Here is a 25,817-nt window from a genome sequence, read left to right on the forward strand (position 1 = left end):
TGTTTATCGGCTAACGATAGTATTTTTTTGGGTTATTTCGCAATCGGGCGCGTTGCCCTAACAAGGAGAGCACAAATGAAACAAATAACATTTGATAATATTTATACACTTGGAAACATAACGGATGAAAATGCTCTTTATCGACATTTTCATTACCCTGAGATGTTAATCAGGTACGATAGTAATTTCATTAAGTTTAAAACTTTACCGTCACTAACTGAATTTAAAGAAGTTGAAAATTACCTTAAGGATTTCCATATGAATAATGGCCAAAATCATGTAAAATTCTCTTTTCCCGCAAATAGTAAGCCAACAGAAGAACTATTTGCTTATCTACATACTAAGGGGTATGAAATTAGTTTTCTAGAATTGTATGCTATTGAGCCAAAACACTTTCCTCTCGTGACAAACAACCCAGATATAGATATTCAAGTAGTGACTGATAATAACTTAAATGCCCTACTTGACCTACAATATAAGCACGACCTAGAGATTGGAACTGAATTTGCAGAGAAGAAGACCGACCTCATAAAGCGTCAGTTCAATGATCCAGATATTCTACAAATATTAGCTGTTTATAAAGGTTCTCCTGCAGGCTATGTAGATGTCATTATCTCCAATGAAATAGTAGAGATCGATAATTTTACTGTTGACGAGGAGTTTCGGAAAAAAGGAATAGGAAGCCGACTACAAAAATTTGTAATGGATTCATTTCCAGAGAAGGTCGTAATATTAGTTGCCGATGGAGAAGATACCCCAAGAGAAATGTACAAAAAACAAAACTACCAGTATCGGGGATTTACATACGAAATACTAAAAATATATGAAGATTAGTTTTAATTACCCTCTCATAAACAATGCCCCTTACATTGGATCTACTTTTTGTTCGTAATCATCCGCTAAACTTCAACCATTTGAAATTTTTTTCAGGGAATCCGTATAATTCTCCCATACTTATTCGTTATACATATGAAAGAAATAGAGGGGGCTATACTTTGGAGGAACAGAAAATGAATCACGTCATTGAGCTATCACGGGAATTTCAGAAAGAATTTGAAACAGTCATTGCTGATTTAGGGGAAGGATTATGGAACTACTGTCGCTATTTAACGGGATCTCCCTGGGATGGTGAGGATTTATATCAGGAAACGATGTTAAAGGCTATGGGAGGGTTATATCAACGTTGGCATGTAACAAATCTTAAATCTTATCTTTATCGGATTGCAACGAATACATGGATTGACCATTGTCGTAAAGAAAAGCGTAACCTTGGAACGTTGTCTGAAGAAGATATGCCTTCCACAGATTTTGCTGATAATCTCGATCTTGAAGAAGCTTTGGAACAATTGTTTTACCTTTTCACACCAAGGCAGACAGCTGTTTTTCTGTTAAAGGAGATTTTCGAGTTCACGGCAGACGAAGTGGCAAGTATAGTAAAAACAACACCTGGCGCTGTGTATGCTACAACAAGAAGGATGAAAAATAAGCTGAAAGAAGTGCCTGAGGGAATGAGATTGAAAACGGAGCCTACTGAAAGTGAGAATTTAGTCATCCAGGCATATTTGAAGGCACTAACCAATGGCGACGTGGAAGGAATTCTTAAGTTGTTCAGCGACCAGCCCCATTATGAAGCTTCCCTTGGCTTTCTGGAAACGACGAAGGATGAAATTAGAAACGGGTCGTTACAATTTGGATTGCCGGGCCACAGAGTGGAGCAATATATGTTATGGGGCAGGCCAATCATTGTCGTCCTAGCAGAATCAAAAAATGGGCCACTCATTCATGATATTCAGTACCAAGAGATTGAAAACGGAAAAATTGTAATGTCCAGAAGCTACTTTTTTCGAAAAGAGTTTATCTTTGCTGCATCAAAGGAGTTAGGGTTTGCTCCACAGCTCAATAAACCGCCAGTGAATTGGGAGAAGGATTAATTTGGAAAAGTAACCACACTTGCAAGAGAAAAGGGCGCGCTAATTATAGCGTGCCCTTTGTAGTAGCTATTTACTTTTAAAACTCTGCTGTAATTGGCAACTTGATTTGCAGGCTCTCCACATCAATGTCACCTCTCACCATGAGAAAATCCACATCTTCATATTCGACAGCAGAAAACCCCTCACCCAATAAATCCGGAGGGAAGTACAAATTCACTTTGTTAAATGATTGTGGTATGACAGAATAAATCTGCTCAAGAGTCGGTAACTCCGGTCCAATGATGTCATACAGTTCTAGAGTCTCTTCATCGATTTCAAAGATAAGTATGACATTTAAGTCAGGTGAGAAGTAAAGCATCTCGCGCAACATTGGGTTATACATATTCAAATAAAAAGACGGCGCGTAAGCCGGTGGGTAAAACCGTACTGATGTAGGCGTATTATTCTTGAACGCCCATCGTATCTTTTGCATGTCAGCTGGATCAAAAATGGTTAGACGTTCAAGCTTGTTCTCGACTTTTTCAGCATCATGAAGATGTAGTTTTGTGAAAAAATGCTCCTTGATTACTTTAAACCCATACTTCGTGTACAGTACTGGGTTTGAAGTCATTAGAAATGAATATTCATAGTTGGTATCTATATATTCCAATGCCTTATGCATCAAAGATTTCATTAACCCTTTACCCCGATAATCAGGATCTGTCATGACAGACTGGATGCCAGCTACTAGTACCTTTTCGCCGTTTATCATCAAAGGCATCTCAAATACGGAAACGTTTGCAACAGCTGTATCCCCATTGAAAAAGGTAAAAGGAATATAAGTTGGATCCCAAAAACCTCTAGCATAAAAGTCTTTGAATGTATCAACTTGAATACCAAACACCTTTTCAAACAGTGGATAGAGCCTCTCACGTAATTCATCATTTCCTGCGTATTTCATTTCAAATGTTAACTGGTTCAATTTTTAATCCTCCCAAGTGTATTAGTTTAATGGTTGGATTGTAAATGTTGGCATATGTAGACCTCCTTTCCAATTTAGTTTAATATTATATTTACTATTGTCAATACATTCTGAAGGAAATGCAAATAGTGAGGTGGTGTGATTTTTATGGATGCATTGCGATTAAAACTAGAAACATATCTTGAAAAATATCTAGAATTATGGGACTTTTACGGAGTTATTCAAGTAACTAACAAAGGGGAAGTGCTATTTGAAGATGCATACGGCTATGCAAGTATCGAGTTTAGAATCAAAAATGATATAAACTCGCGCTTCTCTATCGCCTCGATGTCAAAGCAATTTACAGCCTTTGCGATTATGCTCCTCTACGATAAGAAACTGCTGGACATCGATAAATCTGCACAATACTACCTCCCTGCTCATATGAAAATTGACGAATTAATCACTGTCCATCATTTATTATCACATACTTCCGGTTTATATAATTTCACAAACTTCGAAGATGACTTCTTTGCTCGTTACAACAGAATGGATTATTCGCGAAACGATTTCTTCCACAGATATATTAATAAAAAGCCTACAAAGCAAGCGGGTACGGTATTTGATTACAATAACTCGAATTATAATCTGCTTGCGTGGATCATTGAAAATGTTTCAGGAGAAACATACGGTGATTTTGTAAGAAATCATATATTCCTACCTTTACAGATGATGAACAGCGAAATTGATGACGGTTGTAAGCCGATTAAAAACAGATCATGTAATTACGTGAAAGACTTTGATGCAACGATCAAAAGTCCGTATTTTAATGAGAAATTTAGCATCGGTGCAGGTGCAATTGTTTCCAACTGTGGGGATTTGTACAAATGGTATACCTGTTTACGGGATCGGAAGCTCCTGTCCAGCAAAGTGTATGCTAGGTTTTTTAGCGTGAATGAAAACAATTACTGCTATGGACTGGAGCATCAATATGTTTACGGCACAGATAGATATTCACATGGAGGCGATCACCTAGGGATCAGCACGTATATGCAGAATTTTTTTGATGAAGATCTTTGCATCATCATACTTTCTAATAATGAAGCGATAAATCAGTACAGATTGGGCAATGCAATTTCGGATATTCTGCATCATGTTGAGGTAGCGGCTCCGACAAAACATAAAGAGCTCCCTTCTAGCGAAAGTGAGCTTGAAAAGTATTGCGGAACATACTTGAAAGATAAGATCGTAGTGGAATTAATAATTGGAAAATTATATTTTACGAGGTTCGCTGGCAATCTTCATATTGAAATCTACCCAGTAGGTGAAGGGAAATTTGCTAGAAGATACTTTGATCAAATCGAGCCATACAGCATTGTTGAGAACGAAAACGGTAAAATGTCGTTTTTCGGATATACGAGGGGAAACTCCATAAATTAGGGCTCTATCAGTGCGAAAAGCAAGGGGGAATTTACTTGAAAGTCAGATTGTCAGCGTATGATGAAAATTGGATTCAAATGTTTCATGAGGAAGCTCTTTTTTTGAGAGGGATACTCGGGGATGAAATCATTAAATTTGAACATTTTGGGAGTACTTCTGTACCGGGCATGAAAGCAAAACCTGTCATTGACATGATGTGTCTCGTAAAAGATATCAAGAAAATCGATACGTTTAATGAGAAGATGCGTTTGTTTGGATATGACGTTGCTGGCGAGTGGGGAATTCAAGGCAGACGATTATTTCGTAAGGGCGGAGAAAACAGAACTCACCACATTCATGTTTATCAGCATGATAACTTACAAATCCATCGACATCTAGTATTGCGAGATTATTTGAGAAATCGTCCGGAAGAAGTTGAACGATATACAAATTTCAAAGAAGAATTAGCTCAACGATATGATGATACAGCTTTTTACAGCAAAGCAAAAAAGCCTTTTGTTATGGAATTGGAAAAACGTGCATTGAGTTGGTTTGAAAACCAATGACCATAGACTGGAGGGATTTTCGTGGAGCTTTGGGATATTTATGATAAAGATAGAATTAGGACTGGAAGGATCCATGAGCGAGGAAAACCTCTTCCTGCTCGAGACTATCATTTGGTCGTCTCAATCTGGATTGTTAATAGTAAACAAGAGGTTTTGTTAGCGAAACGACATCCGGATAAGCATTATCCGAACATGTGGGAATGCCCTGGAGGCTCTGCTTTAGCTGGAGAAAGTAGTCTGGACGCTGCATTGAGGGAAGTAAGAGAAGAAATCGGGATCAATCTACCAAGTGACAAAGGGAAATTGATAAAAAGCGATAGACGCAAAAATGATTTTCGTGATGTCTGGTTATTTCATCATGATTTTTCGATTGAAGAAACCGTGCTTCAGCCGGAAGAGGTAATAGATGCTAAATGGGTTTCAATCTTGGAACTCAAAAGTATGTTTAACGATGGTTTAGTGGTTCCGACTCTAGGATATTATAAAAGTTTCTTCACTGAAAAAGTTTTGCCATAGGCGGAGCTAATGGGGGGAGCAATGTGATCAATAACCTACAAAGCGAAAGAATCACTCTTCGAGAAATGGAAGAAAAAGATTGGATAGATGTTCATAAATATGCCTCACAAGAAAAGGTTTGTCAGTACCAGCCTTGGGGACCCAATACAGAGCAACAATCCAAGGATTTCGTGAAACAAGTTCTCATAGATGCAAAAAAAGAACCGAGGAGCCGATTTGTCTTCGCAATCATTGTTAGAGAAAGCGGAGATATGATTGGTGCTGGTGAGATAACTATTCGAGACTATTCCAATAAAGTCGGTGAGATCGCATACATAGTGAATCCTCAATATTGGGGGAAGGGATTTGCGACAGAAGTAGCGAAATTATTAATAGCATACGGCTTTAATGATTTACGTCTACATCGCATTTTTGCGACTTGTGACCCGAGAAATATTGGTTCATCAAAAGTATTAGAGAAGGTGGGAATGAGTAAGGAAGGGAGGATACGTGAGAATTTATTACTAAAAGACGGTTGGCGTGATTCTCTCTTATACAGCATTTTAGAACATGAGTGGGGAAAAACCGGACAAGGAGGTATAGAGATTGGTTGAAGCAAAATATACAGGTGTTTTGTTATATCCCCGATTTAGTGAATATGAACTTTCAGTGCTGCTGTCCGTATTACAACAAGGTGGAAAGCAAGTGGTCTATATCGGTTTAGATAGTGAAGTGGTAATAGGAGAAGCAGGATTACGTTGTGTACCCGAAACGACTATCTATGATTTTGATCTAGAAATGCTCGATAGTATTGTGTTACCTGGCGTCGATGATTTTGAACACCTCGTTAACCACAAAGAGCTTTCTTCTTTTTTACGTAAGGTTAACGATGGAAGACGTTTAATTGGTGCGATTTCTAGTGCCCCATACTTCTTATCAATGAGTGGTGTTTTGGCCGACAAAAAGTATACGACGGGGTTAACTGCAGACCAAAGAGAGTTTTTAGGCACATTTATCGAAGAGAACTTTGTGGATACCAATGTAGTTGTAGACGATACCATTATTACAGCAAGGGGTTCAGCGTTTATTGAGTTCGCTTTCAGTTTTGGTGATTACATGAATATAACGTATCAAAAGGGATGGTACCAAACTATATTTACAAAGGGGAATACGCATGAAAAACTTTCGTTATGAAATAGTGGAGATACCTGCATATCGTGCAATCGGCTTAAAATGGGACGGCCCGTACTCAGAAGTAAGTACGTTGAAAAACATTATTATGGGCATGAGCAATAGAGTAGAGGAGTTAGAATATGCAATCAATCCAAAAATGCAATTAGGACTGTCCTATCACCTAAGGCCTGATGGGTTTGTTCATTATTCTGTATATGAGGTAAGCGAAGAACAACAGCTCCCTGAGGGAATGATTGAAATTAATGTACCTAAAATGACGTATGTAATGATTCATCATGAAAAAGATCAAAACATTGGACAGTCGTATGACAACATCTTTCAATGGCTGCAGGAAAGTGACTATGAACTGTATAGGGAGCCTAATGTTGAATATTACGATCGTTTGCCGATCAAACACGAAAGATACCCGTATGATCGAGATGTTAATAAACCTCATTTTGACATCTTAATCCCGATAAGCAAGAGAGCGTAATTGAGGTGATTTACATCAAAAGAACAGCGTTGGCAGTGATCATCGTTTCACTCGTAACCGTTTCGGGATTTTTTCTTTTCAAGAAAAATGAAGCAGAAACACTAATCCTAAAGTCTATCGAATATCAAAAATCACATAAGTGGGATGAATATGTGGAGCTCCACAATTTCGATTCAGAAGACAAGGAGCATTTGTTATCATTTTTAAAAGACAGTGAAAATCAAGCTAGCAAGGAAGGGATTCATGAGATTCAGGACATCAAACTGGTAGGCATGGAATTGACGAGTGATCCAGAGTTTTGGTCTAAAGGCGACTACGTGTATGATGTGTTGTTGGATATGAAAGTGCTTACTCCTTCCGATATCTATATGAATGGTATTTCACGTCATATTTTTGTTTTAAACAAGACAAGCGACGGTCTAAAAATCGAAACCGTCTATTTGGATAGATTGTATGAGCATAAATAATAAGCATTGTGAGGACGTATTAATGGACCCATTAACATTTCAAGCCTATCAAAGTTATTTAGCAGTAAAATACAAAGAAGGTCGCACGTCATCGGGATTGTTTATGAAACTAGTGGAAGAAGTAGGTGAAGTGGCAGAGGTCCTAAACCAGTTAGAAGGCCGAAAATCAAGTACATCGAATACTTCGCTAGAACAAGAGTTAGTTGACGTCATACATTACGCAGTAGCCATTGCCAGTATCAATGAAATTGATTTAACAAAAGCCATTATCGAAAAAGACAAGCAAGCTGCGATTAAATATAATCAATCTCCCAATTTAGGAGAGTTTTTAGTTATACAAAATAAACTAGAAAAATGACGTTCCGCAGGAAAGATTAAAACTCTTCTTTTCGAGATTATATGGTGGCGTGAAAATAGGGTGGAGGAAGAGGAACATCAGTATTGAATTGATTGGGGGGAGGATAGATGGAAATTTTAATTGAGAAGTTAAAGGACACAGATGAGAAGGACTTATATACATTTGAACTTGAAAATAGAATCTTTTTCGAGGAAATGGTACCAACTCGTGGAGATGACTATTATAACCCAGACGTATTTAAAAATAGGCATAAAACCTTACTAGTAGAACAAGCTGATGGAATTTCGTTGTTCTATCTTATTAAAGATAAAAACGATTGCATCCTTGGCAGAATCAATTTGATAGATATTGATCTGTCCCAAAAAATCGGTCATCTGGGATATAGAGTTGGACAACACCATACTGGAAAAGGCGTTGCTAAAAAAGCATTGAAATTGTTATTAGGAACAATGACAGAGTTAGGTATAAATCAAGTTAAGGCGAAAACAACAACCAATAATATAGCATCTCAAAAAGTGTTAGAGAAAAACGGATTTAAGCACACGGAAACCAGTGATGAAGAATTTGAAATGAATGGTAAGAAGTGTAGATTTGTTAATTATACATGGACAAATAAATTATCATATTAATCAACGAAAGAGAAGCAATAACGGTAGAGTCCTTTTTTCATGATTTGCGGAAGTCGGTAAGTCGATTCCAGTAAAGGCGGTTGAAATTAAATGAAACCAACAGTCCAAATACCTGTAACTCCCTTAGCTAATCTGCATGAAGAGCTTAAACAAGCGACTCCGCTTTCAATCGCAATCGGCCATCATAACGATATCTTTGTATTGCTGGCGAAAGAGCAGCCGCCTTTAATCAACGGCAGTTTCCCTGCGACGGTTACAGAAGAAAGCTACAGTTACCAAGTCATCCATCTGAAGGACGGGCAGAAGACGGTGCTGCATTTGCCAGAAGAGACATGGAATTATCATTACATACTGCCGATTGACGACGAGCATATAATGCTGGTATGTGCGCGGTCGTATTACCATAATGCGGAGAACATTGAAGAAAACGCACGTGTGTATGATAAGAATGGGCATTTGATCCGATCATTTTGTTTAGGCGATGGGATTGAGCATGTGTACGTGACAAAGAACCAGGAGATTTGGACAGGGTATTTTGACGAAGGTGTTATTGGTAATTATGGCTGGGAAGAGCCGATTGGCCGCAGCGGGCTCGTTGGCTGGGATGCATTTGGCCATAAGTTAGATTCGCTAGAAGAGGACAAGGAATATTCCATTTTTGAGTGTTTGGCGCTAAATAGTGACGCGGACGGAAGGATTTGGTTTTATTTCAGTATTGATTCGAAGATTGGTGTACGAAAAGAAGGGCGGACAGTCTATTATTCACTTGAAGGTATGGGTTTTCAGTCGTTTGCGGTAGACGGGGAGACGGTCGTTGGGTATCAGGGTAGATGGGGACGGCGGTTCCTTTTTGAGTTGCAACTTGAAGGCGATGAATTTAAGATTGTCCAGAACATCGAGCTGATAAAGCCGAATGGTTTGCCTGTCGAACCGCAATTAGTTAACAACCGGGAGAATATGCTGCTGTTTTTGGACGATGATGAACTGTATATGTATGAAGTTAAATCGGAAGCTTGAAAAAAGTAATACTAAAAAGGCAAGAATAGATATTTTATCAATACTTGCCTTTCAGTAGATAGATTTACTTAATAAATATCTCTATCTCATCCTTATTTTCTTCCACTAATTGATCCAATACCTGATTTCCTTTTGCATTATATTCATTAATATCAAAGTCTTCATCGTAAAGCATTGGTTCGCCTATCATTTTGTCCACATAGGCAAGTAGATAAACACCTGACTCGCGGTATGCTAGGGTATGCTTTACAAAATACTCACTTGGCTCCATTCCCAGCTTTTTAGCTTGGGATTCATTTAAATTTCGAATATTTTTTGCCGTTTCGGAATCATCGTCTTCAGGCGGATAAAAATCACGAATTGAACTCTCGGAGGCCTGTACTTCCTGAAGCTTCTCAGAGACATCAAGCTTCATTCTCATCACTTCTTGTTCGACTAATTTTGCTTTGATCATTCCATCAAGACTATCTAGAATTTTATCGTCAGGATATAAAAAACGCAGTTCACCGACCGTTATTTCTTCTCCTCGAACAATGGCTGCAACATCTTCATCATCATATTTTGAAATGGAATTACATCCGGCTAAAAGAATCAAACAGCTAAGAAACAAAACACCTGCAAACTTCCTCATTGACTCCACCCCTTTTAGAACATTCCCCATTTATACACAAACAACTACTTGTCGTTTAAACGTCCCCTTTTTCGCTACACAACGATCAATAATCTTAAATCCCGCTTCTGCAATCATATGATCCAATGGCGCAATCGTCACGACAACCAATCTCGACGTAATCCGTCTAGCATTTTTCAAAATGTCTAGTTGTCCTTCATCGGTAATATGTGTAAATAGATTATAAGGCATGTCGATAATCGCCGCATCATATGTATCTGTCACTTCGGCAATAGGCCCTTTTACAACTTCCCCCTCCAACCCGAAATGAGCGAGGTTCTTCCGGGAGCCAAGACAGACAAGAGGGTTGATATCTCTGCCGACGATGTCGATTCCCATTGAGCGTGCCTCTACCAAAACAGTTCCGATTCCGCAGCACGGATCGATTGCGCGAACCCCTTCTGGATGCGGAACAGCAATATTAGTGACGGCTCTAGCAACTCGTGTGCTCAGTGCAGTGGAATACATATGCGGTTTTTTCATATGATAGCGCCAAATCGGTTCGCTTTCCTGAAGAATTCCAAAATGCCATATCCCTTCTAGCAAGACGATTCCAAAGTTCACTTCGGGCTCCAGTAATTCTGCTTCCCCTTGAATCGCTTCACCGATTTGCCGCACCATGCTGCGCCTTTCTGGTTGGCGTAGTTTAGCAGTCGTATCGAGGGCTATCGAGTTTAGGCAAGTCACCTTAAATGTTTTATGGGTTACAAATTCAGCTGCTTGCCTTATTAATTCGTCTATATCGTTTCCGGAAAACAGAACTTCGAGACGCTCCTTCATGAATGGGCTTCTGCTCGGATCGATTTTTACGTTGCTTCTGATGACGTTTGACGGACTGTCATACCCGAAAAAAGCTCTCATTTCCAAACGACAAAGATCATGCTCGTCCATTTGCCGGACGTATGTGTAGATGAATTCCTGAGTTTCCACTTCGAATGCGTGCTTCAATTTGCTGCCTCAATCGCTTCAAGCAATTTGAAGATGAATTGATAGGCAAGATCTATTGTATCTGTTAAAGGCATTTCTTTTTGGAAACCTTCCAAGTTATCGAGCGGTACATTGATGTCCCATAGACCGTCCTTGTCGGAAAACATCGCACTAAATGTTTTCGAGCCGACGTTCGCTTCTACATAATCTTTCAGAAAAGATCCCCACTTCTTTTGCACTTTTAATCCGAATAGGATCGTGTGCGTCTCAAAAACATCATCCATTTCGAAGGCGATTCCATCGACGCCGATCGTTTCGAAAGCATCCGATTCTACATACAAAAACTCTTCGGGATTTTTGGAGAAATAAGAGGCGGGCTTACTCATGAACGACTCGTTTTCTTCCTTAATTACTTCCTCAGTCTCTTTTAAGCATCTTTCAATGACTGGGAAACTCCATTCTTTATCTTTAATATCCTTTTGATCAGTAATCAGTCCTTGTTTGACGGCGTATTCCTTCTCAATCGGGAAGAGGGGAACGGACGCATTTTCCGCCACTTGCTTTGCAATTTTCTCTTTCAACATAAAAGACACTCCTTTTCATTCACCAGTATACCTCAATTCATGCTCCCCATGCCTGTTATTCATGAGTTGAAAATACCAGATTTCATTGCAATTGAATGGTAAATTTATTATAATACAATGTATTGAATAAAAATACATTAGTGAGGTTGATTATACATGAAGCTTTGGGGAGGACGTTTTACAAGTCGTGCAGATGAAATAATGGAGCAGTTCAACACATCGCTACCTGTTGATTATAGATTATACAAAGAAGATATCGCAGGGAGCTTGGCGCATGTAACGATGCTTGTCCACACAGATTTGCTGACACCTGAGGAAGGGGAATTGCTCGTTCAAGGGCTGAAATCTATCGAGCATGATATCGACAGTGGCAAGCTTGTCATTGAAGGGGACTACGAGGATATCCACTCCTTCGTCGAGATGCACTTGACGGAAAGAATCGGAGAAACGGGGAAGAAACTACATACCGCACGAAGCCGGAATGACCAAGTGGCGGTCGATATGCGACTGTATGCAAAGAATAAAGCGGTCGAAGTAATGGACGGGCTCCAGGGGCTGATCGATTCGTTGCATGCAAAAGCAAAAGCGAATAATGTCATCATGCCTGGCTACACACATTTGCAACGTGCACAAGTCGTCACATTTGGACATCATTTAGGCGCTTATGAGCAAATGTTCAAGCGTGATAAAAAACGTATCGCCAATGCACTCGAGCTGCTCGATGAAAATCCGTTAGGCTGCGGTGCACTTGCCGGAACGACGCATGCGATTGATCGCGAGATTACGACGTCTCTATTAGGATTCTCGAAACCGGTCGATAATTTCCTCGACGGTGTGAGCGACAGGGATTATATGCTAGAACTCATGTCCGACTTCTCCATTATCATGATGCATATGAGCCGTTTAAGCGAAGAGCTCATTTTATGGAGCAGCCAAGAATTCAAATTCATTACGATGGCAGATGCGTACTCGACAGGGAGCAGCATCATGCCGCAGAAAAAGAATCCGGATGCTGCGGAATTGATTCGTGGGAAAACGGGGAGAGTGTACGGTTCCTTATTTGCTTTATTAACGACATTGAAAGGGTTGCCGCTTACGTATAACAAAGACATGCAGGAAGATAAAGAGCAGTTTTTCGACGCGCTCGACACAGTGTTGGATTGCATGGAAATCATGTCAAAAATGATCGATACATTACACGTGAATGCGGACAATATGAAAGCAGCGATTAAAGCCGGTTTCCTGAATGCAACGGAAGTGGCCGATTATTTAGTAGCGAAAGGCACACCGTTCCGCGATGCTCATGAAATCGTCGGGAAGATCATCATTTATTGCGAAGCGGAGAAGAAGGCAATCGAAGATTTGACAGTAAAAGAACTGTCAACGTTCAGTGATAAGATTTCGGATGATATTTACGACTATATCGATTACGAAAACATTTTGACAAAAGGGAATAAGGGGTTAATGAAGGAAATTTGAGAATGAAGTTGGTGTGAATTTGTAAGGAATGCTTCCGCGCCCAAAGTGAGGCGTTCCGCGCCCAAAGCAAGGCTGACTGCTCTCAAAATAATTCATTCCAAGCAAATAACATTCTAAAGCCAGAGGAAAATGCCTCTGGCTTTCTTTATGAATGATAAATTCTATAATCAATCGTCAAAAATGGTATCGAAAAAATCCACATTTCATGCTTTGCCATCAACGAACCATCTACCTCTTCCCGAACGACAAAGTTTTCCTCAAGCGGCAGTCTAAAATACTTTCCTAGCTTTGAAGACAAATAAATTCCTGCATCTGATGCCGAATCGGTTTTCTTGCTCGTCAGTTGTAAGTCTTCTCCTTGTTCAATCAACTCCAAAACGCCGGTCATTGTTGAAAAAGGTAAGGGCAGTGCGATATTCATGAACTCCTTGTCAGTACTCGATCGATGGTGCGAATAAAGGGCAATGAATGCATAGCTATTTTCCACCTTTCGGATCCATGCGCGGACGGCAGGTCTTCCATCTACCTCAGTGTCAAGCGTAATAATGTCACCTGTCATTTCGACCTCTCTTTGATGGATCGGCAAATTGATCTGCTCCGTTTTCCTGCTGATAAATGAATAAAGAAAAGCAAATGGCATAAACCATTTACGCCAACGAACAGTGGCATACAACCGGTATTCTATCGTGTTCTCATAAAAATCAATTATTCGAGGAGATACCTCGCGAATCCCATAATGTTTCATGTCATCGACAAGTCCACTATGTCTGCCTGATATGCCAAGCTCATCAACACGCTGTTTACCTTTTATCCGACTGATTGGAAAACTAGGTTCTTCGTAAACGGAAGCAGGAATGGACAAAGACCATCCAACAATACCGATTAACGCAAAGACGATGCAATTCAAAATGCCATGAAAGCGGAGCATAAAGTCGATCGTAACGGAAGTGAGCCCAAAGCCATTCCCGAGTACATACAGGACAGAGAACAAAATCGTCACACCTAAAGATGAGAATGAAATGCCAACGAGCCATTTTTGGAGCCTGTTCGGGAAGCGAGTTCGCCAGGCAAGCGAAATTATTCCAGCCAATCCGACGATGTATAAGATGACCGAAAACAACTCAATCCAACGTGAAAATGTAATGCCGATTGCAACAACCATCGGCGCAGCCAATAATAGGACGCTATAAATCGAATAGGAACGCGGTTTATTGAGCCTGCCAAGAAGTCCAATAAAGACAGGCAATAGAAATGCAGAGTAATGGAAGTGAATCGCCGTAAGCCACGTCAATAACGGGGTGAAGCCAGTATCGATATCCGCAACATAGGCAAAATACCAACCACCGCCGAGCGCTATGTACATTAACCCGAGATCAATTGAAAATTCTTCGATATTTGTAAACCCTCGTTGTAAAAACCGGGACAAACCGTTTAGCGCAATTACTACTGTGAACGCGTAATAAATAAATGCCGGATAGGCGGCCCATTCAGGTGAAAATAGTTGGACGCTTGCAACTGAAATATAAGCAGGAATCGCCAAGTATAAATAGTATTTAGCTAACCAATCTGTACGGCGCATTACGAAACGCAAAGCAATCGGTACATAGGCTATCTGTGCAACGGTGAGCATTAAGAAAGGCCATGGATGTTTGCTGAAAACAGCGATAATCAAAAATAATAAAAAGTGAATAAGTACAAATTTACGCATCCTCGACAAACTCCCCTTCGTAGGAAAACAGATGCCCTATTAATGGATTCCGGACAGTCACATGTATACGATAGACGGCTTTTGCCTCATCAAAACGTTCTGTCACCGTTGCTAAACCATGGAAAAGTTTCAGCAGCGGCACTTCAATTTTCCCGAGAACAAGGCGTTGATTCAATGAATGAATTGTCAGTGAGCCATCTTCCGGCACATCGAAAGCCAAGTCTGAATAAACCAAAGGAGGCTCCCCGAGATAGTCTTTAATGACACCGCGTGTCTCATCCAAACTCATCAACGCATTGAAAAAACGTTTCTTATTTCCAAAATGAAAAATGCGTTCCCAATGAATTTGACTCTCGCCATTTATCCCAAGCCGAGACGTATTTTTAATTGAAAAAGGAATATTCTTACCCCGTTCTGGAAACAGCAGCTTCCAGTTGACACCAAGCCGGAAAAGGGGATAGAGCCATTTAGGTCCGCCTTTGATTTCCCTCATGATACCTGTTGCTTTAAATGAACTATCAACGTCAAGGGCATAACGCTTTTGTAACATCGGATGTAAACGATTAAAGTCATTGCCAAGCACTTTTTTATAAATAGACAACTTGCTCACCTTTTCCTTTTGCAACTTTTAGCCGTCGGTACGTCATCGCTACTAAAATACCCGATGAGTGATAGGACAAACAAAGATAGATTGAACGTCAAAGGGTTGAAAGGATGGATGGCCGCTTCGGGAGCAGCAATAAGCGCTTCAATAGTGAGCAATGGAAAAACGACTAGCTGTAGGGCAAATAAATGTTTTTTCTTCTTATAAACAAGCCAAAGAGCACCGAACAGCATTTCGACGATTCCGATGCCATTTATGATTGCTGTTACTTGAGAATCGTCTATGGGAAGTGCTCCAGCTAACATCCGCCCCTCTTCAGGGTGCCTGCCGATGATTTTTGGAATGAGTCCATGATAGAGCCAGATGAATGCAAACAAGATCATAAGCCCATATGTCGTGAAAAACCGTAAGTATTGGGAACGCGGAGCCTCACCTTTTTCTAGCCATCTTTTCAGCACATCGAAGCTGATGGCGGTACTCCAGCCAATGAGCGGGCGGAAGATGAACGCATCGAACACTTTTCCGAACGAACCGAAATTTGCTTCGTAATCATATTGAGTCAGGAATTTTGTCCCCCTTTGGAGGGGTGCATATTTCCAATACCCTTTTCCTTCCTTGATCGGCGAAATCCATTGCTTTGTTCCAAAGTGGAGGGAAGATGAACGGGTACCATCTTCTTTATTAATTGTCCCCGTACTTTTCCCCCAGCCTTCCACTGTAAAGAGGGGAGGGACGCTCCGTTTGTATGTAAACTTCTGTGGCTCATCGTCTTTTTTCGGCAAATAAGTAATGGAGGAAAACCGTAAGTCCCATTGCGAATGTAAGTCCGGGTCTTGTGAAGCATTCCAAACTTCATCAACACTAGCATCAATCTCAATTTCGACATAAATCGGCTTCTTTTTCAAATGGCTTCACCTCATTAGTAAGACGATTTTGAAAAAAGAATGTTTCGTAACAAAAAAAAGGAGCCGCTAAGCTCCTTTTTTTATCCCATTATATGATAGCCACCATCAACGTAAATAATTTCACCGGTTACTCCGCTTGAAAGATCGCTTAACATCGCAATTGACATTTTCGCGACTTCTTCGTTTGTAATATTGCGTTTCAGAGGGGCTTTTTCTTCGATTTGCCCTAAAATCGTATTGAAGGAAGGTACGCCTTTCGCAGAAAGAGTGCGGACAGCACCCGCAGAAATCGCATTGACACGGATTGCATCTTTTCCTAGATCATTTGCTAAGTAGCGGACGGAAGCTTCAAGTGCAGCTTTCGCCACTCCCATGACGTTATAGCCATCGAGAACACGTTCAGCGCCTAAGTAAGTCATCGTAATGATCGATCCGCCTTCTGTCATGAACCGACGTGCTTCTCTTGCTGTTGCTACTAATGAATACGAGCTCGAATCTTGTGCGAATGCATAGCCGCTTCTCGTCGTTTCCACAAATTCATTTTTCAAATCTTCCGCATGCGCAAATGCGATTGAATGGACAATCCCGTGGATTGTTCCAAACTTTTCACCGATCAATGTAAATGCATTACGGATGCTCTCGTCTTCATTGACATCACATTGAACAATCATCTTCGGCTCAAGTCCGTTGCTTTCCAATGCTTTTTCAAGCTTCGCTAGTGACCGTTCCTTACGATACGTGAAAATAACGTTCGCCCCGACGTCAAAAAGGGACTTCGCTACTCCCCATGCAATACTGCGCTCATTTGCTACACCCATAACAACTATGTTTTTGCCTTTCAGCTTCAATAAATCTTCCATAGTAACCTCCTCCATCGGTAGAAAACTATTACCTTATATTAGTACCTGATAATAAACCAATTATAGCACACTCTGCTGTAATTCAAAACTCCAATTCCTCGGCGTAGAATTAAATCCATGTAACTATTTATAAAAATGCAGTTGACTTTATATTTATACATACGTATACTACTTTTAACGACAAAAGGGGTGGAGACATGAAGATAGGAATCATCGGTGCTTCCGGATATGGTGGACTTGAATTGATCCGCTTGCTACATAATCACCCGGAAGTGGAGCAAATCGATTTATACACATCATCTGACGAAGGGACATTGTTTTCTACCAAGTTTCCGCACTTGAAAAACTTGTATGATCAACCTCTTCTCAAAATCGATCCAGGTCAATTGCTTGGCTATGATGTATTATTTGCTAGCACACCAGCAGGGGTGACGAGCCGTTTATTGCCGCAGCTCCTCGGGGAAGGACCGAAGCTAATCGATTTGTCTGGAGATTTCCGGTTGAAGAATGCTGGTGAATACGAAACGTGGTATAAGAAAACACCTGCTCCTGAGGATGCATTGATTCAAAGTGCTTACGGTTTAACGGAGTGGAATTCTGAGACAATCAAAAATGCTCAGCTCATCGCCAATCCTGGCTGCTATCCGACCGCTGCGCTTCTCCCTATATTGCCATTGATCAAAGAAGGCCTCATTGATGCATCACAACTGATAATCGATGCGAAAAGCGGAGTGTCGGGGGCAGGGAATACGCCTGGACCGATGACGCATTTCAGTGAAACGAATGAAAACTTCTCGATATATAAAATCAATGAGCATCAGCACATCCCTGAAATTGAGCAAGGTATTCACCTATTTGGAGGTCAACAAACAACAGTGACCTTTACGACACATCTTGTGCCCATGACGAGAGGGATTATGGCGACGAGCTACGCGCCAGTCAATGCTGGCGTTACGGAAACAAATCTTGTTGATTGTTTACAAGACTATTATTCAACACATTCCTTTGTGAGGATTATGAATGAAGCGACGAAATTTTGCACGAAACAAGTGTCCGGCACGAACTATTGTGATATCCATGTAAAAGTCGATCCACGGACGAATCGGGCGACGATTGTTTCTGTTATTGATAACTTGGTGAAAGGGGCTGCCGGGCAGGCGGTCCAAAATATGAATGTGCAATTCGGGTTGGATGAAACGACTGGTTTGACCCAAGTGCCATTATTCATTTAAAGGAGGAATTGGTATGGCGGTAGCTGTTCAGCAATTGAAACGTATTTCAGGGAATAATATTGCAACACCTAAAGGGTTTAAAGCGGTAGGCATCCACTGCGGATTGAAGCATAAGAAATACGATTTGGCGGTATTGCTCAGTGAAGTTCCCGCAAGCGTGGCGGGCGTTTTCACGACGAACGCCATCCAAGCAGCTCCTCTAGTTGTGACGAAGGATGTTGTGAAAAAGACCGGTCAAATGCAGGCGGTCATCATCAATTCCGGCAACGCCAACGCTGTGACAGGGAAGCAAGGCATGCTTGACGCGCTCACGATGCAGGAGAAAACAGCTCAAAAATTCGGCATTGCACCTAATTTGGTCGGCGTCGCGTCAACTGGAGTCATTGGGGAAAAATTGAATATGGAACCTGTGCTTAAAGGGATCGAAAACTTAAACCCTACAAGTACATTGGAAGGATCTATCCAATTTTCTCAAGCGATTTTGACGACAGATACAGTTACGAAAAATACCGCCTACCGTGTGGAAGTCGATGGCAAGGAAATTACGATTGCAGGAACTGCCAAAGGTTCGGGAATGATCGAACCGAATATGGCAACGATGCTCGGCTTCATAACGACAGACGCCAAAGTCGACACTGGACATTTGCAAGATGCATTGAAAACTGTGACCGATTTGACTTTCAATTCCATAACAGTCGATGGAGATACTTCGACTAATGATATGGTCCTCGTCCTAGCGAACGGAATGGCAGAAAATGAACCTTTATGTCCGGATCATCCTGACTGGGGTGTATTCATGCAAGCGTTGCATGCCGTTGCACAAGACCTTGCAAAGATGATTGCAAAGGATGGCGAAGGGGCTACGAAACTTGTTGAAGTTGAAGTGAGCGGGGCAGTCACAGACGAGGAAGCTAGAAAAATTGCGAAGACGGTTGTCGGATCTCCCCTCGTTAAAACGGCGATTTTCGGTTGCGACGCAAACTGGGGTAGGATTATTGCGGCAGTTGGATATAGTGGGGCGTCCATCGATCCTCTAGGAATCTCGATTAAAATTGGGGATACAACTGTTGTAAAAGATGGCGAGCCAGTTGGCTTTTCAGAAGAGGAACTGCTTCTTTATTTAAAACAGCCCGAAGTGAAAATTTTCGTCGAGCTGAATAAAGGAAGCGGTCAAGGAATAGCATGGGGGTGCGATTTGACATATGACTACGTCCAAATCAATGCTTCATACAGATCGTAATCGAATTGTCATTAAACTCGGGGGCAGTATGCTCGAAGGGTTGAAAAGCGCTTTTTTTAAGGAACTCCACAAATTACAAAGTGAAGGCAATGACATTGTCATCGTCCATGGAGGGGGTCCTTCCATCAATGCGGCACTAGTGAAGAACTCCATTGATTCCACTATCGATAATGGTATACGAGTGACTTGTGAAAAGGCAATTTCGGTCGTGAGAGATGTATTAATTGGGGAAGTTAACCCATTGCTCGTCCATCAGCTAAACCGTGAAGGCATCGAGGCAATTGGTCTAAGCGGTTTCGATGGTAAACTAATGACGTGTACACTACTCGATGAAAATAGATACGGTTTCGTTGGTGATATCCAGGCTGTGAATGAATGCTTGCTAGAGAAATTGATAGCTGCAGGTGTGGTTCCTGTCGTATCTTGCATTGGAGCAACTGAAGTTGGAGAACCACTCAATATAAATGCAGATACAGTCGCAAGTAAGATTGCACTCGCGATTCATGCGACTAGCCTCATCTTTGTAACGGATACACCTGGCATCAAGATTGAAAATGAAGTTAAAACGGCCGTCTCTCCGGTTGAAATTGCGAATTGGATTGAAGCTGGCGATATTTATGGTGGAATGATTCCGAAAGTGAATGCCGCTATGGACTGCCTCGATGCAGGGGTCCCTTCCGTCCAAATCGTTGATCAGCATTTGGGAGGCACGACGATCGGATTTGAGGAGGTATTCAGTTGAGTTCTTTATTCAACAATTATGCAAGACGACCCGTGCATCTTGTAAAAGGCAAAGGTACAGTCGTAGAAGATGAGAACGGCAAACAATATCTTGATTTTACAAGCGGCATTGCTGTCGTCAGTCTCGGGCATGCGCATCCTGCAATCGTCAAGGCCATCCAGCTTCAAAGCGAAAAGCTTTGGCATGTTTCGAATTTATTCGAAAGTCCGGAGCAGGAGAAGCTTGCAGCAACTCTAACGAAAGACACTCATTTTTCCCATAGTTTCTTTTGCAACAGCGGAGCGGAAGCGAATGAAGCAGCGATTAAACTCGCAAGGAAACATACGAGCAAATCGACCATTATTACATTCAGTCAATCGTTTCATGGCCGGACATTTGGAGCGATGGCAGCGACGGGTCAAGATAAAATTAAGCAAGGTTTCGGCCCAATGCTCGCAACGTTCAAGACGGTTCCGTTCAATGATCCGGAAGCATTGGAAGCTGCGATTGATAATGATGTAGCGGCCATCATGCTTGAAGTGATCCAAGGCGAGGGGGGAATCCACGCTGTCACTCCCGAGTTCGCATCAGTCATTACAGACATTTGCAAGTCGAAAGGAATTCTATGCATCGTCGATGAAGTGCAAACAGGCATCGGAAGAACAGGCACTCGTTACGCATACGAACAGACTGGATTGCAACCGGACATTATGACTCTTGCCAAAGGATTGGGAGGAGGATTTCCTATCGGAGCGATGCTCGGAACAGCCGATTTATTCGACTCATTCGGACCTGGATCACATGGCACAACATTTGGAGGAAATCCGCTTGCGGTAGCGGTTGCTAAAACTGTTGTAGATCATGTTTTTGAGGAAGAGTTTTTGAAGGAAGTCAGTTCAAAGTCTGAAGCTTTGAGTCAAAAGTTGAAGAAGACCTTGCCAAGCGACAAGTTTGACATCCGTGGCGAAGGACTCCTCATCGGCATAGATTGCAAGGAAGACGTTACGCCTTACGTTCGCCAAGCGGAAGAAGCAGGATTGCTCGTCGTTCAAGCAGGTACCGATGTCATCCGATTGCTTCCTCCATTAACTGTAACTGAACAGGAAATCGATCAAGCGGTTGATATCTTGACTTCGATTTTGCTCTCGCCAATCACTATATAAATACGAATAAATAAACAAAAGCGGATCTCTATAACTGATGAGATCCGTTTTGTCATACTAATAATGAAACTATTTCCAATGATCTCCGTCTCATTCATTGAAAACTCGAAATGAGGAGAGAGAATATGAAAAAATTCGGAGCGGTAGCATTAACAGTATTCTTGGCAGGAAGCGTATGGTCCCCATATGCTGTTCTGGCGAACGATAAGGTCACTCAAGTGGAAAGCGAAAAAGTGCAGGATCCTTCCGAATTTGTAAGAGCTGCAGGGGTGATTACAAGTATCGAAAATAAGGAAAATGAACGGATGGTTACTGTTGAAAACGATCAAGAGCTAATTACCATTTTCCGCATTCACGATGAAACACTGCTTTTCAACAGCGGAACAGCTAACAAAATGAAACAAGGTGAGTTGAAAGAGGGGATGAAAGTCGAGGCTTATTACGATAAAAATAAGCCGATGATTTTAATCTATCCGGCTCAAATCACTCCAGAGTTGTTCATCGTCATTGATGAAGAAAAGCCAGGCAGTGTGAAAGTCGGTAAATTCGATGATGACTTCCTCAGCTTGGACAAAGAATTAAAACTTAACATTGGTGATGATACCGCGTTATTGAACCAACAAGGCGAGGAAATTGAATTGGAGGATTTGAAAGGAAAAGAGCTTGTCGTGTTTTACTCGATGACAACGAAAAGCTTGCCTCCAAAAACTTCTCCAACGAAAATCATCGCATTAGATCCATTGACGGATGAGGGAACGGTTGAAGAGGAAGATAATCACCAAATTCCTGAGACAGTGCTAGACATCATTGAAAACGATCATTATATGAAAGATGGCGTCAAGATGATTCCATTACGAAAAGTGTCAGAGGAGCTCGGTTACTTCGTACTTTCCCAGCCAAAAACGAATGGTGCACTTCTTACTAAAGGGAACCTCTCCATTACAATTTCCCGTGGAGAAAAGAGTTATGAAATTAATAAGAGTGTCCAACATTTCATCATTGCACCAGAGTTGATCGGTGGCAATAAAACGTATGTATCCGAGGAATTACTCGAAACACTTCTTGGTAATCAATAATAGTACTATCCCCGGGAGCTACTTAGAAAAAGTAGTATTCCGGGTTTTTTGTCACTATTTCAATTAGTCAAAACATCCAAGGGATTGAGATAATGGACATAACGTTCTAATAAATTATGGAAGGTGGATGGCTATGTTCATTCCAAAGTATTTTAAGGTCTCTAGTGTTGACGAAGTGTGGGACTTTATACAAGAAAACTCGTTTGGCATCCTTATCACAACAGAAAAAGGAAAACCGATTGCTACTCATTTGCCTTTGCAGCTAATGAAAGAAGGAGAGACTTACTTTCTAACGGGGCATATGGCGAATGCGAACCCGCAATGGAAAACGTTAGAGGATGAGAATGTCCTTGTGATCTTTCAAGGTCCACACGCCTATATTTCATCCTCATGGTATGACCATGAAAATGTACCAACTTGGAATTACCAAGCAGTGCACGTATATGGAGCAGCTTCTGTTCTGAGTGAGGAAGAGTTGGAAAAAGATCTTGCATTCTTATTGCAAAAATACGAGCATCATCGAGAGGGTGCGGTTTTATGGGAAACGCTATCTACTCAAACGAAAAAACAAATAAAAGGGATTGTTGGTTTCAAAATTAAGGTCCAAGAAGTTCAAGCTGCCTATAAATTAAGCCAAAATCGAAATGACGAAGACTATAACAACATAATCGATAAGCTGAATGAGGAAGAAGACTGCAATTCGCGTCAAATGGCGAAAGTGATGAAGAACAGGAAGTCATAGAAAAAGCTGCCCAATTTAGCAGGCAGCTTTAATTTTGATTATGATAATCGTTCTTTAAAATCCTCATAACCAAATTCTTTTATGATTTTAGGGCCATTCTCCACAGTATTTAATACAATCGCCGGCAATTCCATCCCGTTGAAAGTGTTATTCTTCACCATGGAATAATGGGCCATGTCACCGAAGACAAGCTTATCGCCAGGCTTTAACGGCTGATCGAATGAGTAATCGCCGATAACGTCACCTGCAAGGCATGTGGGTCCTCCTAATCGGTACGTGAGGGTCTTCTCATTCGGCATGCCTGCATTAGCAATTTCAGGGCGGTATGGCATTTCCAGCACGTCAGGCATATGGCAGGAAGCCGATGTATCCAAAATAGCGATTGGCATGCCGTTATGCATCGTATCGAGCACGGTCGAAACAAGGAAACCAGTGTTCAATGCAATCGCTTCACCCGGTTCTAAATAAACTTGAAGTCCATATTTGTTCTTCATGAACATAATCGAGTCAATTAGTGAGTCAAGATCATAATCGGGACGGGTAATATGATGGCCGCCGCCAAAATTGATCCACTTCATGTTTTTCAAATACTTGCCGAACTTTTCATCGACGACTTGAATCGTCCGAGCCAGTGTATCAGAGTTCTGCTCGCACATCGTATGGAAATGTAAACCGCTAATCCCTTCCAGCTCATCTGGTTCAAAATTCTCTAGCGTCACTCCAAAGCGTGAAAAAGTGTAGCAAGGATTATACATATCAACTTCAATTTCCGAGTATTCGGGATTAATCCGAATGCCGCATTCAATTTGCTTCGGATAGCTTTTCACTCTGTCCCTGAATCGTCTCCATTGATCGAACGAGTTGAATACGAGGTGGTCGGAATAGGACATGATCTCTTCAAAATCATTTTCTGAGAATGCCGGAGAGTACGTATGGACTTCTTTCCCCATTTCTTCAAAACCTAATTTAGCTTCCAATAATCCGCTCGATGTGACTCCGTCCAAGTATTGGCCAATCAACGGATAAACTGAAAACATCGAAAACCCTTTTTGGGCTAGTAAAATTTTGCAGTCTGTCCGGTCGATTACCGATTTCAGCACTTCCAAGTTTTTAATTAACAGCCCTTCATCGACTACATAGGAAGGGGAGGGGACTGCGTTCGGATCGAAATTTAACTTCATTTGTCGCATACCTCCTATCAATCGATCAGCTCTGGGTTGAAATCTTCTTGCCAAGGCAGACCGTATTCGTTCAATGCTTCCATGAATGGATCCGGATTAAACTCCTCGACGTTGTATACGCCAGGCTTTTTCCATTCACCTTTCAGTAAGAGCATCGCACCGATCATCGCTGGTACGCCAGTCGTATAGGAAATCGCTTGGGAACCGACTTCGCGGTAGCACTCTTGATGGTCGGATACGTTATAGACGTAATAAGTCTTCTCTTTGCCATCTTTCGTACCCTGGAAAATACAACCGATGTTCGTTTTTCCTTTTGTGCGCGGTCCAAGGGAAGCAGGGTCAGGAAGAACCGCCTTCAGGAATTGCAATGGCACGATTTCCTGTCCTTCGAAATTGATCGGCTCGATGGATGTCATGCCTACATTTTCGAGCACTTTCAAATGAGTCAAATATTTTTCGGAGAATGTCATCCAGAAACGGATTTTCTTTATGCCTTTAATGTTCTGTGCAAGCGACTCCAACTCTTCGTGATAGAGAAGGTATACATCTTTTGGACCGATTTCAGGCAAATCGTAAACGCGTTTTTCGGAAAGTGGTGGTGTTTCGATGAACTCTCCATTTTCCCAGTAGCGGCCGTTTGCCGTGATTTCACGGATGTTGATCTCTGGGTTGAAGTTTGTCGCGAAAGGATAACCATGGTCACCCGCATTGGCGTCCACAATATCAATCTGATGGATTTCATCGAAATAATGCTTCTGCGCATAAGCGGAGAAGACGCCTGTGACGCCTGGATCGAAGCCGCAGCCTAGGATTGCAGTAAGTCCTGCTTCTTCGAATTTCTCACGGTATGCCCATTGCCATTTATATTCAAACTTCGCCGTGTCGAGCGGCTCATAGTTTGCTGTATCTAAATAGTGGACACCTGTTGCAAGGCAAGCATCCATGATTGTCAAGTCTTGGTAAGGTAACGCGACGTTGATGACGATATCAGGCTTGAAGCTGTTGATCAGTTCAACCAATTCATCCACATTGTCCGCATCGACTTGCGCAGTTTGGATTTTCGTCCGGCCTCCGTCAAGCTTTTCCTTTAACGCATCACATTTCGATTTCGTACGACTCGCGATGCAAATTTCTTCAAACACATCTGGAACTTGTACACATTTATGCACAACTACACTTGCTACTCCACCTGCTCCGATAATTAACCCTTTACCCAATCAAAACACCACCCATTAAT

Annotated in this window: 29 protein-coding genes; 19 read left to right on the forward strand and 10 right to left on the reverse strand. The window is 41.5% G+C overall.

Features of this window, described 5'->3' with window-relative positions; translation table 11 throughout:
• The first annotated feature begins 75 nt into the window (after positions 1 to 75).
• Both MHZ92_RS00350 and MHZ92_RS00355 read left to right on the forward strand, forming a co-directional pair.
• Positions 76 to 834 (forward strand): GNAT family N-acetyltransferase, encoded by a 759-nt coding sequence (locus tag MHZ92_RS00350; protein ID WP_239429506.1) that lies wholly within the window; start codon positions 76 to 78, stop codon positions 832 to 834.
• A gap of 161 nt (positions 835 to 995) precedes the next feature.
• Positions 996 to 1,931 carry an RNA polymerase sigma factor gene (locus MHZ92_RS00355; RefSeq protein ID WP_239429507.1) on the forward strand — a complete coding sequence of 312 codons (936 nt, stop codon included), beginning with the start codon at positions 996 to 998 and terminating at the stop codon, positions 1,929 to 1,931.
• A gap of 76 nt (positions 1,932 to 2,007) precedes the next feature.
• Here the strand turns inward: MHZ92_RS00355 and MHZ92_RS00360 are convergent, their stop codons facing one another.
• Positions 2,008 to 2,892 (reverse strand): GNAT family N-acetyltransferase, encoded by an 885-nt coding sequence (locus MHZ92_RS00360; protein WP_239429508.1) that lies wholly within the window; start codon positions 2,890 to 2,892, stop codon positions 2,008 to 2,010.
• Between the two features lie 147 nt (positions 2,893 to 3,039).
• Here MHZ92_RS00360 and MHZ92_RS00365 point away from each other — a divergent pair, with 147 nt between their 5' ends.
• The 10 genes from MHZ92_RS00365 (at position 3,040) to MHZ92_RS00410 (ending at position 9,488) form a co-directional block, all read left to right on the forward strand.
• A complete protein-coding gene (locus tag MHZ92_RS00365; protein ID WP_239429509.1) occupies positions 3,040 to 4,311 on the forward strand; it encodes a serine hydrolase domain-containing protein in 1,272 nt (423 codons plus the stop codon).
• Positions 4,312 to 4,346: 35 nt separating this feature from the next.
• Positions 4,347 to 4,856: a GrpB family protein gene (locus MHZ92_RS00370; protein WP_239429510.1), complete on the forward strand. Its 510-nt coding sequence runs from the start codon at positions 4,347 to 4,349 to the stop codon at positions 4,854 to 4,856.
• 21 nt (positions 4,857 to 4,877) lie between these two features.
• Positions 4,878 to 5,372: an NUDIX hydrolase gene (locus MHZ92_RS00375; protein WP_239429511.1), complete on the forward strand. Its 495-nt coding sequence runs from the start codon at positions 4,878 to 4,880 to the stop codon at positions 5,370 to 5,372.
• A 23-nt stretch (positions 5,373 to 5,395) separates the two neighbouring features.
• Positions 5,396 to 5,965 carry a GNAT family N-acetyltransferase gene (locus tag MHZ92_RS00380; RefSeq protein ID WP_239429512.1) on the forward strand — a complete coding sequence of 190 codons (570 nt, stop codon included), beginning with the start codon at positions 5,396 to 5,398 and terminating at the stop codon, positions 5,963 to 5,965.
• Complete coding sequence (locus tag MHZ92_RS00385; protein ID WP_239429513.1) at positions 5,958 to 6,545, forward strand: DJ-1/PfpI family protein; 588 nt, start codon at positions 5,958 to 5,960, stop codon at positions 6,543 to 6,545. The genes MHZ92_RS00380 and MHZ92_RS00385 overlap by 8 nt, the downstream gene beginning before the upstream one ends.
• Entirely contained in the window at positions 6,526 to 7,017 is a 492-nt protein-coding gene (locus MHZ92_RS00390) for a GyrI-like domain-containing protein (RefSeq protein WP_239429514.1), read from the forward strand. Before MHZ92_RS00385 ends, MHZ92_RS00390 begins: the two co-directional genes overlap by 20 nt.
• Positions 7,018 to 7,022: 5 nt before the next feature.
• Positions 7,023 to 7,484 (forward strand): hypothetical protein, encoded by a 462-nt coding sequence (locus MHZ92_RS00395; protein ID WP_239429515.1) that lies wholly within the window; start codon positions 7,023 to 7,025, stop codon positions 7,482 to 7,484.
• Between the two features lie 22 nt (positions 7,485 to 7,506).
• Positions 7,507 to 7,842 (forward strand): MazG nucleotide pyrophosphohydrolase domain-containing protein, encoded by a 336-nt coding sequence (locus MHZ92_RS00400; protein ID WP_239429516.1) that lies wholly within the window; start codon positions 7,507 to 7,509, stop codon positions 7,840 to 7,842.
• A gap of 107 nt (positions 7,843 to 7,949) precedes the next feature.
• Positions 7,950 to 8,471: a GNAT family N-acetyltransferase gene (locus MHZ92_RS00405; protein ID WP_239429517.1), complete on the forward strand. Its 522-nt coding sequence runs from the start codon at positions 7,950 to 7,952 to the stop codon at positions 8,469 to 8,471.
• 90 nt (positions 8,472 to 8,561) lie between these two features.
• The gene (locus tag MHZ92_RS00410; RefSeq protein ID WP_239429518.1) at positions 8,562 to 9,488 is read left to right on the forward strand and encodes a hypothetical protein; all 927 of its coding nucleotides are present in this window, start codon (positions 8,562 to 8,564) and stop codon (positions 9,486 to 9,488) included.
• 64 nt (positions 9,489 to 9,552) lie between these two features.
• On the opposite strand, the gene MHZ92_RS00415 is transcribed toward MHZ92_RS00410, so the two are convergent.
• The 3 genes from MHZ92_RS00415 to MHZ92_RS00425 are packed head-to-tail and all read right to left on the reverse strand — an operon-like array spanning position 9,553 to position 11,669.
• Positions 9,553 to 10,119, reverse strand: a complete 567-nt coding sequence (locus MHZ92_RS00415) for a hypothetical protein (protein WP_239429519.1) — start codon at positions 10,117 to 10,119, stop codon at positions 9,553 to 9,555.
• Between the two features lie 30 nt (positions 10,120 to 10,149).
• Positions 10,150 to 11,049, reverse strand: coding sequence for a TRM11 family SAM-dependent methyltransferase (locus tag MHZ92_RS00420; protein WP_239430051.1), 900 nt, complete (start codon positions 11,047 to 11,049; stop codon positions 10,150 to 10,152).
• 53 nt (positions 11,050 to 11,102) lie between these two features.
• Positions 11,103 to 11,669: a branched-chain amino acid aminotransferase gene (locus MHZ92_RS00425; RefSeq protein ID WP_239429520.1), complete on the reverse strand. Its 567-nt coding sequence runs from the start codon at positions 11,667 to 11,669 to the stop codon at positions 11,103 to 11,105.
• Between the two features lie 156 nt (positions 11,670 to 11,825).
• Here MHZ92_RS00425 and argH point away from each other — a divergent pair, with 156 nt between their 5' ends.
• The gene (gene argH / locus MHZ92_RS00430) at positions 11,826 to 13,148 is read left to right on the forward strand and encodes an argininosuccinate lyase (RefSeq protein WP_239429521.1); all 1,323 of its coding nucleotides are present in this window, start codon (positions 11,826 to 11,828) and stop codon (positions 13,146 to 13,148) included.
• 145 nt (positions 13,149 to 13,293) lie between these two features.
• Here argH and MHZ92_RS00435 read toward each other — a convergent pair whose 3' ends face one another.
• The 4 genes from MHZ92_RS00435 to fabI form a co-directional block, all read right to left on the reverse strand.
• Positions 13,294 to 14,856 (reverse strand): YndJ family protein, encoded by a 1,563-nt coding sequence (locus tag MHZ92_RS00435; RefSeq protein ID WP_239429522.1) that lies wholly within the window; start codon positions 14,854 to 14,856, stop codon positions 13,294 to 13,296.
• Entirely contained in the window at positions 14,849 to 15,406 is a 558-nt protein-coding gene (locus tag MHZ92_RS00440; RefSeq protein ID WP_239429523.1) for a DUF4166 domain-containing protein, read from the reverse strand. Before MHZ92_RS00440 ends, MHZ92_RS00435 begins: the two co-directional genes overlap by 8 nt.
• A 56-nt stretch (positions 15,407 to 15,462) precedes the next feature.
• A complete protein-coding gene (locus MHZ92_RS00445; RefSeq protein ID WP_239429524.1) occupies positions 15,463 to 16,365 on the reverse strand; it encodes a DoxX-like family protein in 903 nt (300 codons plus the stop codon).
• 80 nt (positions 16,366 to 16,445) lie between these two features.
• Positions 16,446 to 17,225, reverse strand: a complete 780-nt coding sequence (fabI, locus tag MHZ92_RS00450) for an enoyl-ACP reductase FabI (protein ID WP_239429525.1) — start codon at positions 17,223 to 17,225, stop codon at positions 16,446 to 16,448.
• A gap of 197 nt (positions 17,226 to 17,422) precedes the next feature.
• On the opposite strand from fabI, the gene argC reads away from it, so the two are divergent.
• The 6 genes from argC to MHZ92_RS00480 all read left to right on the forward strand — a co-directional run bounded on the left by argC (position 17,423) and on the right by MHZ92_RS00480 (position 23,399).
• Positions 17,423 to 18,457: an N-acetyl-gamma-glutamyl-phosphate reductase gene (argC, locus tag MHZ92_RS00455; protein ID WP_239429526.1), complete on the forward strand. Its 1,035-nt coding sequence runs from the start codon at positions 17,423 to 17,425 to the stop codon at positions 18,455 to 18,457.
• A gap of 13 nt (positions 18,458 to 18,470) precedes the next feature.
• Positions 18,471 to 19,697: a bifunctional ornithine acetyltransferase/N-acetylglutamate synthase gene (gene argJ / locus MHZ92_RS00460; protein WP_239429527.1), complete on the forward strand. Its 1,227-nt coding sequence runs from the start codon at positions 18,471 to 18,473 to the stop codon at positions 19,695 to 19,697.
• Positions 19,660 to 20,439, forward strand: coding sequence for an acetylglutamate kinase (argB, locus tag MHZ92_RS00465; protein WP_239429528.1), 780 nt, complete (start codon positions 19,660 to 19,662; stop codon positions 20,437 to 20,439). The genes argJ and argB overlap by 38 nt, the downstream gene beginning before the upstream one ends.
• Positions 20,436 to 21,581 (forward strand): acetylornithine transaminase, encoded by a 1,146-nt coding sequence (locus tag MHZ92_RS00470; protein ID WP_239429529.1) that lies wholly within the window; start codon positions 20,436 to 20,438, stop codon positions 21,579 to 21,581. The genes argB and MHZ92_RS00470 overlap by 4 nt, the downstream gene beginning before the upstream one ends.
• A gap of 125 nt (positions 21,582 to 21,706) precedes the next feature.
• On the forward strand, positions 21,707 to 22,657 hold the full coding sequence (locus tag MHZ92_RS00475; protein ID WP_239429530.1) for a stalk domain-containing protein: 951 nt from the start codon (positions 21,707 to 21,709) through the stop codon (positions 22,655 to 22,657).
• A 133-nt stretch (positions 22,658 to 22,790) separates the two neighbouring features.
• On the forward strand, positions 22,791 to 23,399 hold the full coding sequence (locus MHZ92_RS00480; protein ID WP_239429531.1) for an FMN-binding negative transcriptional regulator: 609 nt from the start codon (positions 22,791 to 22,793) through the stop codon (positions 23,397 to 23,399).
• 38 nt (positions 23,400 to 23,437) lie between these two features.
• Here MHZ92_RS00480 and nspC read toward each other — a convergent pair whose 3' ends face one another.
• A complete protein-coding gene (gene nspC, locus MHZ92_RS00485; protein ID WP_239429532.1) occupies positions 23,438 to 24,580 on the reverse strand; it encodes a carboxynorspermidine decarboxylase in 1,143 nt (380 codons plus the stop codon).
• A gap of 17 nt (positions 24,581 to 24,597) precedes the next feature.
• Positions 24,598 to 25,797: a saccharopine dehydrogenase family protein gene (locus MHZ92_RS00490; RefSeq protein ID WP_239429533.1), complete on the reverse strand. Its 1,200-nt coding sequence runs from the start codon at positions 25,795 to 25,797 to the stop codon at positions 24,598 to 24,600.
• Between the last annotated feature and the right edge of the window lie 20 nt (positions 25,798 to 25,817).

This window comes from Sporosarcina sp. ACRSL (assembly GCF_022346605.1).
Classification (GTDB): domain Bacteria; phylum Bacillota; class Bacilli; order Bacillales_A; family Planococcaceae; genus Sporosarcina.

Coding starts and splice junctions, on each gene's coding strand:
- MHZ92_RS00435 (WP_239429522.1), bottom strand. CDS start 14,856: ATGCGTAAATTTGTACTTATTCACTTTTTATTATTTTTGATTATCGCT.
- MHZ92_RS00405 (WP_239429517.1), top strand. CDS start 7,950: ATGGAAATTTTAATTGAGAAGTTAAAGGACACAGATGAGAAGGACTTA.
- MHZ92_RS00415 (WP_239429519.1), bottom strand. CDS start 10,119: ATGAGGAAGTTTGCAGGTGTTTTGTTTCTTAGCTGTTTGATTCTTTTA.
- fabI (WP_239429525.1), bottom strand. CDS start 17,225: ATGGAAGATTTATTGAAGCTGAAAGGCAAAAACATAGTTGTTATGGGT.
- MHZ92_RS00410 (WP_239429518.1), top strand. CDS start 8,562: ATGAAACCAACAGTCCAAATACCTGTAACTCCCTTAGCTAATCTGCAT.
- nspC (WP_239429532.1), bottom strand. CDS start 24,580: ATGAAGTTAAATTTCGATCCGAACGCAGTCCCCTCCCCTTCCTATGTA.
- MHZ92_RS00390 (WP_239429514.1), top strand. CDS start 6,526: ATGAAAAACTTTCGTTATGAAATAGTGGAGATACCTGCATATCGTGCA.
- argB (WP_239429528.1), top strand. CDS start 19,660: ATGACTACGTCCAAATCAATGCTTCATACAGATCGTAATCGAATTGTC.
- MHZ92_RS00425 (WP_239429520.1), bottom strand. CDS start 11,669: ATGTTGAAAGAGAAAATTGCAAAGCAAGTGGCGGAAAATGCGTCCGTT.
- MHZ92_RS00400 (WP_239429516.1), top strand. CDS start 7,507: ATGGACCCATTAACATTTCAAGCCTATCAAAGTTATTTAGCAGTAAAA.
- argJ (WP_239429527.1), top strand. CDS start 18,471: ATGGCGGTAGCTGTTCAGCAATTGAAACGTATTTCAGGGAATAATATT.
- MHZ92_RS00475 (WP_239429530.1), top strand. CDS start 21,707: ATGAAAAAATTCGGAGCGGTAGCATTAACAGTATTCTTGGCAGGAAGC.
- argC (WP_239429526.1), top strand. CDS start 17,423: ATGAAGATAGGAATCATCGGTGCTTCCGGATATGGTGGACTTGAATTG.
- MHZ92_RS00420 (WP_239430051.1), bottom strand. CDS start 11,049: ATGGACGAGCATGATCTTTGTCGTTTGGAAATGAGAGCTTTTTTCGGG.
- MHZ92_RS00365 (WP_239429509.1), top strand. CDS start 3,040: ATGGATGCATTGCGATTAAAACTAGAAACATATCTTGAAAAATATCTA.
- MHZ92_RS00480 (WP_239429531.1), top strand. CDS start 22,791: ATGTTCATTCCAAAGTATTTTAAGGTCTCTAGTGTTGACGAAGTGTGG.
- MHZ92_RS00350 (WP_239429506.1), top strand. CDS start 76: ATGAAACAAATAACATTTGATAATATTTATACACTTGGAAACATAACG.
- MHZ92_RS00440 (WP_239429523.1), bottom strand. CDS start 15,406: ATGTTACAAAAGCGTTATGCCCTTGACGTTGATAGTTCATTTAAAGCA.
- argH (WP_239429521.1), top strand. CDS start 11,826: ATGAAGCTTTGGGGAGGACGTTTTACAAGTCGTGCAGATGAAATAATG.